14 protein-coding genes are annotated in these 15,151 nt (G+C 56.9%); 1 reads left to right on the top strand and 13 read right to left on the bottom strand.

Annotated elements, in window-relative coordinates; genetic code table 11:
* Positions 1–69: 69 nt before the first annotated feature.
* The 11 genes from AC0L26_RS04200 to AC0L26_RS04150 all read right to left on the bottom strand — a co-directional run bounded on the left by AC0L26_RS04200 (position 70) and on the right by AC0L26_RS04150 (position 11,620).
* A complete protein-coding gene (locus AC0L26_RS04200; protein ID WP_473631383.1) occupies positions 70–1,476 on the bottom strand; it encodes a hypothetical protein in 1,407 nt (468 codons plus the stop codon).
* A 105-nt stretch (positions 1,477–1,581) separates the two neighbouring features.
* On the bottom strand, positions 1,582–2,658 hold the full coding sequence (locus AC0L26_RS04195; protein ID WP_473631382.1) for a glycosyltransferase family protein: 1,077 nt from the start codon (positions 2,656–2,658) through the stop codon (positions 1,582–1,584).
* Positions 2,659–2,671: 13 nt separating this feature from the next.
* Positions 2,672–3,412 (bottom strand): methyltransferase domain-containing protein, encoded by a 741-nt coding sequence (locus AC0L26_RS04190; RefSeq protein WP_352937079.1) that lies wholly within the window; start codon positions 3,410–3,412, stop codon positions 2,672–2,674.
* A gap of 61 nt (positions 3,413–3,473) precedes the next feature.
* Positions 3,474–4,388 (bottom strand): hypothetical protein, encoded by a 915-nt coding sequence (locus tag AC0L26_RS04185; protein WP_473631381.1) that lies wholly within the window; start codon positions 4,386–4,388, stop codon positions 3,474–3,476.
* Positions 4,389–4,486: 98 nt separating this feature from the next.
* Positions 4,487–5,893 carry a lipopolysaccharide biosynthesis protein gene (locus AC0L26_RS04180; RefSeq protein ID WP_473631380.1) on the bottom strand — a complete coding sequence of 469 codons (1,407 nt, stop codon included), beginning with the start codon at positions 5,891–5,893 and terminating at the stop codon, positions 4,487–4,489.
* Positions 5,841–6,458, bottom strand: a complete 618-nt coding sequence (locus AC0L26_RS04175) for a class I SAM-dependent methyltransferase (protein WP_473631379.1) — start codon at positions 6,456–6,458, stop codon at positions 5,841–5,843. The genes AC0L26_RS04180 and AC0L26_RS04175 overlap by 53 nt, the downstream gene beginning before the upstream one ends.
* Positions 6,458–7,237, bottom strand: coding sequence for a glycosyltransferase family 2 protein (locus AC0L26_RS04170; RefSeq protein WP_473631378.1), 780 nt, complete (start codon positions 7,235–7,237; stop codon positions 6,458–6,460). Before AC0L26_RS04170 ends, AC0L26_RS04175 begins: the two co-directional genes overlap by 1 nt.
* A gap of 22 nt (positions 7,238–7,259) precedes the next feature.
* On the bottom strand, positions 7,260–8,354 hold the full coding sequence (gene gmd / locus AC0L26_RS04165) for a GDP-mannose 4,6-dehydratase (RefSeq protein WP_473631377.1): 1,095 nt from the start codon (positions 8,352–8,354) through the stop codon (positions 7,260–7,262).
* A gap of 143 nt (positions 8,355–8,497) precedes the next feature.
* The gene (locus tag AC0L26_RS04160) at positions 8,498–9,781 is read right to left on the bottom strand and encodes a sugar transferase (protein WP_473631376.1); all 1,284 of its coding nucleotides are present in this window, start codon (positions 9,779–9,781) and stop codon (positions 8,498–8,500) included.
* A 231-nt stretch (positions 9,782–10,012) separates the two neighbouring features.
* Entirely contained in the window at positions 10,013–10,576 is a 564-nt protein-coding gene (gene nusG / locus AC0L26_RS04155; protein ID WP_473631375.1) for a transcription termination/antitermination protein NusG, read from the bottom strand.
* 453 nt (positions 10,577–11,029) lie between these two features.
* Positions 11,030–11,620, bottom strand: a complete 591-nt coding sequence (locus tag AC0L26_RS04150; protein WP_473631374.1) for a biotin transporter BioY — start codon at positions 11,618–11,620, stop codon at positions 11,030–11,032.
* Positions 11,621–11,736: 116 nt separating this feature from the next.
* On the opposite strand from AC0L26_RS04150, the gene AC0L26_RS04145 reads away from it, so the two are divergent.
* Positions 11,737–12,645, top strand: coding sequence for an MBL fold metallo-hydrolase (locus AC0L26_RS04145; RefSeq protein WP_473631373.1), 909 nt, complete (start codon positions 11,737–11,739; stop codon positions 12,643–12,645).
* Positions 12,646–12,648: 3 nt separating this feature from the next.
* Here AC0L26_RS04145 and AC0L26_RS04140 read toward each other — a convergent pair whose 3' ends face one another.
* Both AC0L26_RS04140 and AC0L26_RS04135 read right to left on the bottom strand, forming a co-directional pair.
* On the bottom strand, positions 12,649–13,431 hold the full coding sequence (locus AC0L26_RS04140) for a DUF1499 domain-containing protein (protein ID WP_473631372.1): 783 nt from the start codon (positions 13,429–13,431) through the stop codon (positions 12,649–12,651).
* Positions 13,432–13,507: 76 nt separating this feature from the next.
* Complete coding sequence (locus AC0L26_RS04135) at positions 13,508–15,136, bottom strand: fatty-acid--CoA ligase (protein ID WP_473631371.1); 1,629 nt, start codon at positions 15,134–15,136, stop codon at positions 13,508–13,510.
* Positions 15,137–15,151 lie beyond the last annotated feature (15 nt).

Below are 15,151 nucleotides of genomic sequence, written 5' to 3'. Positions count from 1 at the left end.
ATCCTGGCGCGGCACCCAAAAGGCCTGCGTTAGCTCGCCGACTATCAACGCAAATTCGGCAACAAGCTGCTACTTGGCGATACGCCCTTTCAGTTGAGCAGCTGGTCGCGGGGAAAATGATCCAATCGATCGACTGGACGGCCGCACTCTGCGTATTTTGGGGTTCGGCATGCCGTACGCAATCATCACGACCAAAAAGAGCCCGCCGCCGGTAACGAGGCCGGTGAGGAGCGGGACATTCGCAACCGCCATCAGGAACGGGATCGACATCGTTGCGGCGAACGGAAGGCGTTCGGGCGTGACAAGTTTGTTCGCCAAGCTAAGCAGGACGCCGAAAACAACCCCGACGATAACGACGCCCGCCATGCCGAAAGCCGCCACTCCGTCACTCGCCCAGAAGCTCGAATTCGCGTTGAATCCGCCGCCTCCGGCAACCCGCATGCCGACGACAACACCCAAAGGCGCCTTGTAGGGATATTCGATGAACAGGTTGATGATGTTGGCGTGCGACCAATAGGTGAGAGGGCTGTCGGAAAATACGTCCGCGTAAACGCCCACCATCGCACCCTGCAAGGCAAGCGTCCGCAGGAAGATGACAGCTACCGCTTGAAAAGCCAGTCCGGTCGGTTGGTAGTCGGTGACGATAAGTATTGCGGAAACGGTCAAGGCCAGAATAGCCGCACCGAAGGCGAGACGCGAAACCACTATCCGACCGTCCTTGAACGCAAAAAGGTAGAACCCGACCACCACAAACAGCATTACCAGCATCGCCTTGCCGGCGAATGCCATGAAAACAAGGACTTGACCCGCTATGGCTATGGGGAACACCCATCGCCGGGAGCGATCGAAAAGCCCTACCGCAAGCAGATAGGGGTTCATTGCGTTGGTCAGCCATCCGGTTAGATACGCGGCAAGAGCGCTCGGTGCCGCCGCAGCAAATATTGCGCGCTGTGTGTAAATATCATCTCCAAAACTGGAGAATGTCAGCATTCCTTTGAACTCATAGAAATAGTATGCGATCGCAGCAAAATATATGCCGATAAAGAAAAACAGGAACCACTCGGCCTGAAAGCGTCGCATGACATAATATTGCCTGAATGTAAGAACCTTTGGTATGTAAACCATAGCCATAAATGATGCTGCCAACGCTAGCATCAATTTTACATCGCTAAATGAAGTGTACCCCTGAAGTGAAACACAAAGTACTGCTGGAATAAAAATGATCAGATAGATTATCCAACACGCAAACTCGGAGTATTTATTGATCGATATCGGCAGAAGGCATCCGAACAGGGCTATGATACCATAAGCGAGCAGCGCCTTGTCGATATCGTAGTTATACCACAGGCCGAAATAGTAGAATGTTACAGAACCCCAAGTGATGTAGGCGTGCATGAAAAAGAGAACATAGACCGCTATCCAGAACAGAGCCATTAATCTCTGATAGCTAATATTTCCCGTTTCTAGCTGCTTCAATTATCCGCCCCAAGGCTGATATGCCCACGGGGTGTGGTATAGGGGTTGCCGATTATTCGAGCAACGATAAAGCACAATCCCCCGCGGTGTCGGCCATTCACCACACTACACCAGTTCAAGAAACCGCTCAAATTGACGTTTTTTGCTGTACTCTTCGCGAATTGCGCGATGCCCGGCCCAACCGATCGTGTCCCAACTTCCATCATTCAATTGCCGTTCGATTGTTTCCGATGCGTCCTGCGGCTGCTCATAGACGGCCATGGTCTGCCCGTCGCGCATCGGTGAAGGGTAGATGCCCGAGTCTGAAACCAGTAGGGCTCCGGAGCCCATGGTTTCGAAACAACGCATATTTCCACGATCCGGGCCGGCCATATCGATCGAGGCATTGACGACGATCTTGGCTCTTGCAAGCTGCGCGTACATGGCGCGACCGAACACGGGAGGCGCGCTGACCTTGCGGATCGCAGGCGGGCGGCGAACCGCCCTCAGAGGACCGAACCAACCAAGCGGCGTCTCGGCGAGCGGCGTGTAGCGTGACAGATCCAAATGGAAAACAACGCGGTGGCGGCCGGCAAGACGTGCGACCGCTTCCAATATCTCTCGCCGACGCTGATGATGGCGACTGTAACCGCCGAAGAAAAGGACATCGATGTCCCTGTTCCGATTCGCAGCCAGGCTATCGAGTTCCGGATCGTGAGCGGGGAAGAAATGAGCCGTCTTGGCGCCCTGCTCTTCCCAAAGTTGTCTCATGGACGGAAAATTACAAAGCACGAGGTCGTAACCGGAAAAGTCAATCTTGCCCGGTGCGGCGCGCCAGGCAATCTTTCGTTTCACGTGTCCAGGCAAGCGGCGGACAAAAGCAGCGTCGTAACGAAACGGGTCGAGATTGTAGAAGATATCCGTCTTGTGATGCTCGATCTGGGCAAGGAGGATATCGGCCAGCGGCGTTTCCTCGCCAAGCCCGTTTTCGCGCGCCCACGCCCGCTGCACCGATTCGTCGTCACCGTTCGTAAAAAAGGTTTCCGGATGTCGACCGAGTACCGGCGAGAGAATATGCGCCGCGCCGTAACGGTCATTCAGAAATACCTCCTTCTGCTGCTCGAACCCACTGATCCCCGCGACGAGACCGGCAAGTCGGGGTCGATAGCTTGGGGCAATCCCAGAATTCTGAAAAAGTCGCATGGTTCCGTTCTTGCTATTGCGTGGGTTTTGTAGCGCTGATGACGAACCCGGAACAGAAGATGCGCCAGTTCAGGGCCGCGCAGAGGTTTTCGAACAGCGCGACGGAAAGATAGGCCGGCAGGAAGAAAGCAAAATAGTCGCTGGCGCGGTAAAACGACTTGGCGTCTACCTGCTCGAATCCCTGACCGCGAAAGAGCTTTGTCATATCCGAAGGGGAGCAGTGGTCGAAGAAGGCAGGATAGCCGGTAACGCCGACCGCCGCAGGCCTGAGGTATGGAATCAGCCATCTTTGCATGACCGGTCCGACGATCCGCAGTGCCACCGAATAGGGATGCCATTTCGACGGAATATAGTGGTGCATCACGCCACCTGGCCGCAGCGCCAGGAACATGGAGCGCGCCGCCGCCTTGTTGTCGGGCACATGCTCCATCAATGTGATCGAAATGAGCATGTCCGCCTCGACATCAACGGGCCGCTCGATCGACTGGACGACAAACTGATCGTAGATGCGATAGCAGTCCGGCTTCTCCTCGATGTCCAGACCGATATAGGTGAAATCCGCACCGCGCTCCAGAAGCGGCCGATCAATGCCGCCGACCTCGAGGATCGCTGACGGCTTCAGGCGCGCAACGTCTTCAGCGATACGACGCTCTAGCTCCGCCTTATATGACGGCGCACCGAAAATTTGGGGAAAGTGGTGTTCGAGCCATGCTGCTGCGTTCCTGTTCCAGCCGATAAACCTGTTGAGAATCACCGCACTCCTCTTCCTGCCAGCCGGGCGAATTCCGGACCTCGTCATAGTTGCACCAGCCAGCCTAGGTCAGCTCGCCTTGCTTTTCTCGATTTGTGAATTGTGTCCTGACCTGCTTTATGAACACGTCAGGAAGTGGCCCCTCGCCACGGAAGCTCGTTTCACGGGCCGGATCGTCGTTTACTGCGACGATCGCCTGGTTTGGATAGGTGATGCGCGGCACCTGTCCAAAAAAGGCAGCCCACAGGTTGAAGTTCGAGCCAGCTCCGATGATCACGCTTGCCTGGGCCATTTCCAGCATGTGCGTGACCGATTCCGCGTCGTTGGCCCGGCGTATGTTCGGAAGACCAAGCAGCGGAACAAGGTCAGCATCATCTCCGTCGGAAAAGACGCGGGCCGGCATGCTGGTACCCAGTGCCTCGCGAAGGGCGACAAGGCTGTCGCAATACCATTCGATCGGAAGCCGCTGGTTGTGCGTCTTCGCCTCCACCTGGTTCACATCGAAACGAGAGAAGTCACCAAGACGTACGTGGATAGCGAGGAACGGAGAGGCCGGGTCTTCCGGCAGGTACTTTTTGCGGGTGATCCGACGAAACGCGTCGTACAGCACCGGACCGTTACCGCGGACTTCATGGAAATGTTTTTCGAAATTTGATGCCACGGTGTTCTTGAAGACAATGACCGTGTTCCCGTTGTCATGTGTAATGGATGGGGCGGCCTCCGCCGAAACCTTTCGTGCAGTTGCGAGGAGTACGGTGCGCCACGGTTCGCCGACATAGCCCTTATTGTTAAAGAGCCTGAAATACTCGCGCTTGTCCCGTTCGCGGCGCAAATAGGGACCGATACGAGGGCGGAACCAACGCGGCCCAAGCATCTGCGCGTTGTTCTTTCGGCACCATATCTCACAGCGCGCCCAGGCGAGCATGCTGTGACCAAGACCGAAACGGCCGATATCGGGATAGGCATAGAGATGTGCCATGAGCGCCTGTCTTATTGAAAACGCCAGAACTCAGCCGATGTTCGGCAATGGATCCATGATGCTGATTGCAAATAATGCCGATAAACGCGAGGCGATCTTCACAACGTCGTTTTTCCGCTCTCTGTTGCCTGCAAGCTGACCAGTCTCGTTGCACGATCGGCCAACAGAAGATGAATAGCATACGTGACGGCGGTCGCCAGCGCATACCAAACCATGACAGTGTTGGGATTATCGACTCCCACCCAGCCGAGCCCGCCGAAGACGCACAAGGTAAAAAGGAACCGTCCCACTTCCCAGCTGAATTGAAGCGACTGGCGGTCGATGACGACAAGGGCCATGGTCAACGCCGTGGCGACAAAGCGCACATACGCGATCGGAAATCCAATCACGCAGAGTTTGCCGGCCATAGCCCAATCGGCGCCAAAGACGAGTGGGACGAGGATCGGCGAAAGCGCCATCCCGAGCATTGTCGGCAGCAATCCGATGGCAAGAAGCTGAAAGAGCGAACGTCGAAACACTCTATTCAGCCCTTTCTTGTCGGTGCGGTAGAGCGTCGACAATTCGCCGGTGAAGACCTGTGAAACAGCTACCGCTATGACGCCCACCGGCATCAGGATAAACCGTTCGAGGAGGGCGTACTGTCCTGCGGTCTCCAGATTGAACAGTGCCAGAAAGGCGAATGGTGCGACCGCGGCGCTAAGAGAGGAAAGAAGGGTTCCCGGGAAGGTGAGAAGTCCATATTTCTGGAAACGAATTGCCGTAAACTTCATCTCCGAAAAAGAGAGAGGAGAGATCAAAGTGCGCCAGAGTTTGCCACTCTCGAAGAGCACGCTGATGGCCCCGAAGGCCCGGCCGAATACATCAGCCAGAATGAGACCGACGCCGATGACCGGAAGAAAGGCAAACCCAAGTGCTCCAAAGGAGAACCCTACCGATTGCAAGATTTTGGACCGTGCGCTCAGGCCATAATTGCGGTCGCGGATCGGCAAGAAGGTGAGCATCTGGTAGATTCCCGCGACGGCCATCGCAACGGGTAAAAAGAAGACAATGCCCCGCAGGGATGACAGGACACCCGGCATCAACCAATCGACAGCGCCGGCGACAAGAAGAGCGACCATGCTGGTCCAGATACAGAGCCGAAATGTCAATTTTAGCAGATTTTCATAAACCCTTCCCGGCCGCGCGCTCAGAAGCGCGACCTCGTAGCGAAATGCCACGAACATGACCGCTATGTTCAATATCGAAACATAGATCTGATAGCGGCCGAACGCTTCAGCATCATAGAGCCGTGTCAGGATTGGAAGAACGGCAACTGCAATTATCTGCGCAATCACCGACCCCGACAGGACGGTCAGGATGCTTCGGAACATTCCAAATCGCCAGATAAGAAAATAAGGGCAATTTTCGCCTGCAACCTGCTTGAAACAGGAGCGTGGCGTACGCGGTGTCCGTTCATTTTGCTGTTCTTTTGCGAACGGCGATGAACTGATCGTTGAGAACGCCATGAACCCATTCTGGCGCAGGCAACACCTCTTCCAACTTCTCCATCACTTCGGCCTTCCGCGGCCATCCCGGCTCGACGCCAAACAGGCGAAAGTCGTCTACGATGACCGCGCAGAAGTGATCCAGGTTCGCTTGGATAAGATCAAGCTCCTTCAACACTGGTTCGGGTTCGTCACCTTGACCGGTAATACCTCCGCTGAAATGGCCATCCAGAAAGATAAGCGCCTTGCTTACCCGTGCCGCTATTTCGGGCAGCAGCTTGGACCCGTCACCGAGCAGCAATTCTACATTTTTCCGCCCTGCGCAGCGCTTGCTGGCCTGATGATACAGCGCTTCGTCAATTTCGACTGAGATCACCTTCTCAAACAGGTGAGACATTCGTTTTGTCGTGACCCCTTTGTAGGAACCAATTTCCACTGCCGTCGTGGCGCCCGTCATGTCCCTGCAGGTTTTCATATTGTGCAATTTCATTAGCGAATGCGGGACAAATTGTCGGTTTCGCAGTTTCGCAACGAGATCGAGGACATAACCTCCGATCGGCTCCAAAATGCTTTTTGGGTCGTTCATCAGATAGGCTTCTTCATGTTTGGATTATCGCCTTGTTTTAACAAGAACTGTCCGATTTTACGCATTGGCTTCGCAACAAGTGCGTAGTCGACAGGGCCTGCCCCAAGCCAGCGGCGACGTGCCCGCAGCGCTTCCAGATTGTGCCCGATGTGGGAGGCAAGGCTTCGTGTGCTGGCCCCGCCAACCATCATGTCTACCAACACGTGGCTGGTCGCAGCGGTCCGGAACCCGTGGAGTTCAACTGCTCTCAGCATCCAATCATAATCCGACGCCACTTTGAGACTGAGGTCGAACGGGCCGACGGTCTCCGCCACCTTTCGCTTGACGTAGAATGTTGGATGGGCCGGCATCCATCCGCTCCGAAAGCCCTTGGTGGGTCGGGATACAGCACGCCAACGGCGCACGACCCGCTTGGTCAGATGGTCTTCGACAAAATCCAGGTCGCCATGCACGATGTCGGCGGTCTCGAGCCCTGCGGATATCCGTCCCAGCACCGTAGGGTCGTGAAAACAATCGTCGGAATTCAGCACGCCTACCGCGTCGCCAGCATAGAGGCGCAGCCCTTTATTGAGCGCATCATACATTCCGCTGTCGGGCTCGCTGACCAGCCGGATCTGGTCCTGTGGGTAAGACCGGACTATTGCCAGTGTATCGTCCGACGAATTGCCGTCGATGATCACCAATTCCTTGTCGCCATGGTCCTGGATCAGGAAGCTATCGATCGTATGGCTGATTGTCGCCGCGGAATTCCAACAGACGGTCAAGACCGAGATTTTCATATCGACCCGGCCCAACCGCCGCCTACTGTGCCGCCACGCGAATGCGATCCTCATCAAGGCGCCGATGTTCGGACTCCCGCCTTACCATTTCGACATCGGACTGGATCATTTCCTGGACCATCATGGCGAGCGACGTTGTCGCCTTCCACCCGAGAACGCGCTCCGCTTTCGAGGCGTCGCCGATCAGAAGCTCTACCTCGGTGGGCCTGAAGTACCGCGGATCCACCTCGACCAGAACAGCGCCGGATTTTGCATCGATGCCTTTTTCATCGATGCCGGAACCAACCCATTGAATGTCGGTCCCGACCTCGCTGAATGCAAGCTCGACAAAACGGCGGACCGAGTTCTTCACCCCGGTCGCAAGAACGTAGTCATCGGGCACGTCATGCTGAAGAATTCTCCACATGCCTTCAACATAGTCGCGGGCATGTCCCCAATCCCGTTCAGCCGACAGATTGCCGAGGTAGAGCTTGTCCTGAAGACCGAGGTGGATCGCGGCAGCCGCGCGCGTAATCTTGCGGGTAACGAACGTCTCGCCGCGCATCGGGCTCTCGTGATTGAACAATATGCCGTTGGAAGCGTGGATATCGTAAGCTTCGCGGTAGTTCACGGTGATCCAGTAGGCGTATATCTTTGCTGCCGCATAAGGTGACCTGGGATAGAAAGGCGTCGTCTCCCGCTGCGGAATCTCCTGCACCTTGCCGTAGAGCTCGGAAGTCGATGCCTGGTAGAAACGCGTCTTTTTTGTCAGGCCAAGCAACCTGATCGCTTCGAGGAGACGCAATGTACCGATCGCGTCGGCATTCGCAGTATATTCCGCCGTTTCGAAGCTCACCTGAACGTGCGATTGTGCGGCGAGATTGTAGATCTCGTCTGGCTGCACTTCCTGGACGATGCGGATGAGGTTGGTGGCGTCAGTCATATCACCATAGTGAAGCGACAGCCTTACGTCCTTTTCGTGCGGGTCCTGGTAGAGATTGTCGATACGACCGGTGTTGAACGACGAGGAACGCCGCTTGATGCCATGGACATCGTAACCCTTTGCCAAAAGGAGTTCCGCCAGATAGGCGCCATCCTGGCCGGTGATACCGGTGATGAGTGCGGTTTTCCTGGTCATTGTGCTTTCTCCAAGCTCGATACGACGCTATTTTCAACGCTGATCAGCGCAACCTTAGACATTATGAATGACCTGGTGGACATCCCCACCCTATGAGCCGGAGAGCAGTGGCTTGGTTATGTCGGCAAACGATCTTCGCCCGGTCAACGCGCGCCAAAGCCTGTCAGCATGGTTCGGATGGTACGAAACACAATCAGGACGTCCAGCCAAGGGGAGAAATTCTTGATGTAGTAGAAGTCGTAGTGGAGTTTTTCCAGTACGTCGTCCACTGCTGCAACATGGCCCTGATTGACTTGCGCCCATCCGGTAATGCCGGGCCGGACAATATGTCGGTATCGATAGAATGGCAGTTCAGCCTCATACCATTTCGAGAGTACGAGTGCTTCTGGACGCGGCCCGATCCAGCTCATCTCGCCGCGCAGAATGTTGAAGGCCTGCGGCAATTCATCGATCCTGGATTTTCTGAGGAACTGCCCTAGGCGAGTAATGCGCGCATCGCCGGCCTTTGTGATGGCCTCGTCCTTTTCGTCGCCAACCGTGGCGCCGAGTTTCATTGTCCGAAATTTGTAAACCTCGTAGATCTTTCCTCTGTACCCCATTCTTTGTTGCCTGAATAAGGCCGGTCCAGCCGAGTCAAATCTTATCGCCGCCGCTACAAATAAGAGCAATGGCAAAAAAATTATAAGAACAAACAGCGCTGCGATCCAATCAACTGTCTGCTTAATCTTTAAATAAGCCTGGTTAGGGTTCAACGATCCTAGGGTATTTTCAGAAAGATGCTCAATCTCTACTCGACCTGTGAGCGACTCGCTGATCTGCTTGACATGGTAGACTGGCGTTCCCGAAAGCGCGCGATCGGCAATATACCGCTCCCACTCATCCGAAAGATCAGAACGAAGATCGGCAACGACACCATTTACCCGGTCAATGATAGTATCGGGCGAGGCAAGCCAATGCCAATGCACGCCGCCGATCTCTTCAAGACGACCTACAGCTCCCCCTGGAACCACGGCGAGGCTGTAGGGATCCAAGCGCCTGCTCAAGATGCTCAGGCCGAAATACCAGAGAATTGACAGTGTCAAGCTGCTGGCCGCCTGGAAAGCACTGTAGTCGATACGAAACAAGAAAATTGCGAGGTACACGAGCCCGTAGCACAGGGAAAAAGTTGGCAAAATATAGCCGGCGGCCGCAACACCCGGGAAATTTCCTATCCGGCGAAACGAAAAGAAACCAGCAGTATGCGCAACAATGCCTGCGAAAACCGTGATCTGCAGATTGGAATAATAAATTATTTTGGGATCCACAGCCATGCGAATCAATGCTGGCGCCAGAATTGCAAAAGCTAGTCCACCAAGGAGTTGAAATCTAACCCGGTGCAGTAGGTGCCGTTGAGTTTGCGGCTTTATGATCGGAGCATTCAATTCCAAGCACTCTCTGCGAGATTCAGCTCGATAATTCGTATAAGATCTCAATCAAAATTCACCGGCGAGTCCGATCGACAGGCCGAAGCGGGCCGGTCAGCAGCCCTCGGTTGCCCATCGTTTCGCCTGTTTCGGTCAAACATGCAGCGGCTCCAACAATGGCTACCGCACTCCCGGGTGAAACCCGAGAGCCGACTTTGCAACAGTGTACATCGCATGACCTAGGGGCAATTTCGATTATGCGATCGCGACAAGTTCCCTTGAATCCAAGTCAACAGGGATCTCGCCATTCATGATGGCAACCAGGACCCGGGCTCTCCCAGCCGGATCGAGCCGGTCAAGGCGACCGATCATCTCCGCGAAAGGACCCGAGAGAATTCGAACCGACGCGCCCGCAGCGAGGCCTGCCCTGAAATCGAGCAGGCCGTCCCTGCCGGTCAGGGCTATGAACCGTTCCACCAACCCCGATGGGACAGGCAATGGCCGCTCGCCCTGCATGATGAGCGAGCGCACACCGAATGTTCCATTGACCGACCGCCAACGCTGCAGCGCGACATCGAGGGAGATGAACATGTAACCGGGAAAATATGCCGCCGGGCGCGTCTCGATGCGCCGGGCATGACGTGTTGTCTTCTCGCAGCGAGGCACGAACGGGCGAAAACCCTGCATCCGCAGATGCCGTTCGGCGACGTCTTCCTTTCCCGGAAATACACTGGCGGCGTACCAGCGCGCTGCGGTGCCGGTTGCGGGCTGTTGCAATGATACCGTCGCCTTAACAGTCGTTTTTTCCGGGCTGATCACGCGACTCACTCTCGGCGGTTTTTGGGCGTTTTCGAGGTCAAGGGTTACGACAGCGTGTGGATACCAGCAAGCAACTATCTCGCCTGAATCGAGGCGGTTCGTCGAAAAAATTCCTGCTAATTGTCCATCAACTTAGCCGTGCCTAAAAAACATCGAGCCGCTTTCTTTTTTAGCTATCGAAGCGCCGGTATCGGGCAATTGCACCGATGTGTGGCTGCCTGGCTACGCTGGCTCGCGATGAATCGCTGGCTGTTCTGGTCCTTAAGCCGTCGATTTGAACATTGTGTGACGGTACCGTTAGCAAAACGTTGCACAGCAGATGCCGACCAATTTGGCGCTGGGGCCTGCGTTGACAGAAGTCTCCGCAAGAACTGATCGAAACAGGATCACGTCGCGCAATCCCGGTGGTTGCGCGGACGCGATTAGTGTCGCGTCCGATCCACCGACCGCCGTTCAGGAGCGTTTGAGCAGCGACCAGACGGCTGGCACAAGGCTCGCCGCCAGGGCGACCTTGATCAGGTCGCCGACGATGAAGGGCACGACACCGAACTGCCATGACTTTTCCGGGCCGATGAGCAGCGCCAGCCAGGCAAAGCCCATCGCCATCATGACGATTTCGGCAACCAGAATCGCGTTGAAGAGCTTGACCGGATGGCGATCCCAACCGCGATCGGCAGCCCAGCCGACGATCGCCGCCATGACCACGAAGCCGGCAAGATAACCGCCGGTCGAGCCGAGCATGTAAGCGATGCCGATGCCCTTTTCCGGCGTGCCCTGGAAGACCGGCAAGCCCATGGCGCCCTCCGCCATGTAAAGAAGCAGCGTGGCGACGCCGAGGCGCATGCCGAAAGCCGCGGCGATCAGGAAGACGGCTAAGGTCTGCATCGAGATGTCGACCGGTCCGAGCAAAACCCTCGTCTTGGCCGACAAGGTCAGCAGCAGCGTTCCGACGATCGCAAGCAAAAGCTGCGTCGCCAGGCGGGCAGCGCCCTTTTCAGGCAAAGCGAGAGAAACAAGCGGACGCATCGTCGTTGCAATTGCCATGGTCTTCCCCATTTCCGGATTGCCGCAGATTGCGGCTTCACGTTTTCCTATATTGGCTTCCGTGTTATGCGGCAATCGGTTTTGCCGCCCTCCAACAGAGCTGAACGACATTCGCAATGGCGCTGAAATTCGACACAGACTTCGACCCGTCTCACGGCCAGAGCATCGCAGTTGCGCCCGACGTGCTTCGGATTACCGCAAACAACCCCAGCCCGTTCACCTTTCACGGCACCAATAGCTACATTGTGGGGCGAAACACGCTGGCGGTGATCGATCCGGGGCCGGATGACGACGCTCATCTCAAGACACTGATCGAAGTGATCGCAAACAAGCCGGTCAGCCATATATTCGTCAGCCACACGCATCGCGACCATTCTCCGCTGGCGGCGCGGCTCAAGCAGCACACCGGCGCGATTGTCCTGGCCGAAGGCCCGCATCGCCCGGCCCGGCCGCTGCGCATAGGCGAGGCCAATCCGCTCGATGCCAGCGCCGACACCGCCTTTCATCCGGATGTCGTGCTTGCCGACAACACAGTGATCGACGGCGATGGCTGGGCGATCAGAACCGTGCTGACACCGGGTCACTGCGCCAATCATGCAGCCTTTGCGCTGGAACGGACCGGTGTCCTGTTTTCGGCCGATCATGTCATGGCGTGGTCGACCTCCATCGTCGCGCCGCCGGACGGCGCCATGGCCGATTATATGGCCTCTCTGGATCGCCTGATCGAGCGCGACGATCGCCTGCTGCTGCCTGGCCATGGCGGTCCGGTGACTGCGCCGCACAGTTTCATGCGCGAGTTGAAGACGCATCGCAGGATGCGCGAAAAAGCGATCCTCGAACGGATCAGAAATGGCGATCGGACGATCAAGGACATGGTCATGGCGATTTATCGCGATACGGACCCGCGCCTCCATGGCGCGGCCGGACTGTCAGTGCTTGCCCATCTGGAGGATCTGGTTGCGCGTGGCCTGGTGAGCGCCGACGGAGATCCGGCCATCGACGGCATTTTTTTCCCCGTCGTGTAGGCGCTATTCGGCCGGGGCCGTACCCACCTGGCCGGCGACTTGCTGATCCAGCTCGGCGAGAAAACCCACGATGCGATCTGCATTGTCGCCAAGGTCGTAGCGGCCGTAACGCGATGCCGAACGCATATCGACAATGACCGAATCGCCGTTATCGATCACACGAATGGCGACGTCGGCGGGAAGGCCGATGATGAAGCTCTTGGCCAGAGCCTCGATCGTTAGCTCACCTTGTCCGTTCGCGTCGGGGAACGGCGCTGCCAGCTGCCAATCCCGCCGATCGAGCACGGTTTCAACTGCTTCCAGGACGCGATCGAAAGGCAGATTGTAGCTGCGCCCGGTTACAAGCGGATAGGCCTCGGTTTGCAGGCGCCGCTCGCCCGGCGTTGATGGTGAAAGCACGTTCATACCCCCGGTCCGGGTGCTGGCGTCGAGCATCGGTGGATCGTCGAGATCGGTCGAGAGGTCGCTGAGCGGCGGATAAGTCGCCGCCCGGTAGGCAGCAATGCCGTAGGGAACGAGCACCAGAAGTGCCAGCAACGTGCCGACGGTGAGGTCGCGGCCGCCACGGTCGCCGAAATTCCACAGTCTCGAAAAGGCAAACCCGGCGAACAGCAGCGCAGAGGCGGAAAGCAGCGCGACGATGCCGAGCACCCAAAGAAAAGCCGGCGTTTCAACGAGGCCGTATCGATGGCCGACGAGAACGGTCAGAAGCAGGACCGCCGAAAAAGCGCCTGTCCGCCGCGACCAGCCGGCCGCCCTCGACGTCTCTCGAACTGGAATTTCCATTATCCGCACCGCCCGGATCCGAACGGGTCTTTAGAGCCCCTTGGCGGCGGCTTGAAGGCGAAAGACGTCATCTGCATCAATCCGTCGGCAGGCGATAATCCCTGAATTGCTGGCGCAGGCTGGTCTTCTGGATCTTGCCGGTAGCGGTGTGGGGAATTTCGCCGACAAAGGCGACGTCGTCCGGCATCCACCACTTCGCCACCTTGCCGTCCATGAAAGCGAGTATATCCGTCTTGCTTGGCTCCCGGCCCGGCTTGCGGACGACTACCAGCAAGGGCCGTTCGCCCCATTTCGAATGTTGAATGCCGATGGCGGCCGCCTCAGCCACGTCAGGATGACCAACCGCGAGATTCTCGAGCTCGATCGTCGAAATCCATTCGCCGCCCGATTTGATGACGTCCTTGGCGCGATCGGTGATCTGCATATAGCCGCCTGGATCGATATGGGCGACATCACCGGTATCGAACCAGCCTTCTTCATCGAACTGTTCGGATCCGACGCCGCCATAGTAGGCGCGAGCGACTGCCGGGCCGCGGACCTTCAAGCGCCCAAATGTCTTGCCGTCCCATGGCTGCTCCTTGTTGTCGTCGCCCGTCACCTTCATTTCGACACCGAACGGCGGATAGCCCTGCTTGCTCTGGACATTGAGCCGGGCTTCGCCCTCGAGCCCGGCACAGTCCGGCTTAAGGGTGCACAGGGTCCCGAGCGGCGACATCTCGGTCATACCCCAGGCATGGATGACCTCAACGTCGTAATTGTCCTGGAACTTCGCCGTGAGCGCGCGCGGGCAGGACGAGCCACCGATGACGACCTTTTTCAGATAGGGAAGTTTCTTGCCGGTCTCCTCCAGATGCTGGAGCAGCATCATCCATACTGTCGGCACGGCGGCACTGAACGTCACCTTTTCGGTGTCGAGCAATTCATAGATCGAGGCGCCATCCATCTTGCTGCCAGGCATGACCAGTTTGGCGCCGATCATCGGGCCGCTCTGGCCAAGACCCCAGGCGTTGGCGTGGAACATCGGTACAACAGGCAGTATGGTATCGCGCGAGGAGAGCCCCATGGCATCGGGCATCGCGGCGATCATCGCGTGCAACACGTTCGAGCGATGGCTGTAGAGGACGCCCTTCGGATCGCCGGTCGTGCCTGACGTGTAGCACATGCCGGCGGCGGTGTTTTCATCGAACGTCTTCCAGGCGAAGGCGCCGGTGCCTTCGTCAAGCCATTGCTCGTAGGTAACAACGTTCTGCAGCGTCGTTTGCGGCATGTGCGCCTTATCGGTCAGCACGATCACCTTTTTTAGCGATTTGACCGCGCCGGCAATCTTCTCAAGCAGCGGCATAAATGTCAGGTCGACGAAGATCGCTTTGTCTTCGGCATTGTTCATGATCCAGACGATCTGCTCGGGAAACAGGCGCGGATTGAGCGTATGATAAATCGCGCCGACACCCATGATGCCGTACCAGGCTTCGATATGGCGCGCCGTGTTCCAGGCCAATGTGGCGATGCGGTCGCCAAGCCCGAAACCGTCACGATCGAGCCGTTCAGCGACCTGCAAGGCGCGGCGATGAATTTCGGCGTAAGTCGTCCGGACGATCGGGCCCTCGATCGAGCGCGACACGATCTCGCGTTCGCCGTGCTGCCTGGCTGCGTTGTCGATGAGCTTGTGGCAAAGCAGCGGCCATTCCTGCATCAATCCGCGCATTCTGTTCCTCCCATT

The sequence above is a fragment of the Mesorhizobium sp. WSM4823 genome (assembly GCF_055811195.1).
The sequence above is the reverse complement of the archived record's forward strand: the minus strand, read 5'-3'. Positions and strand labels throughout refer to the sequence as shown.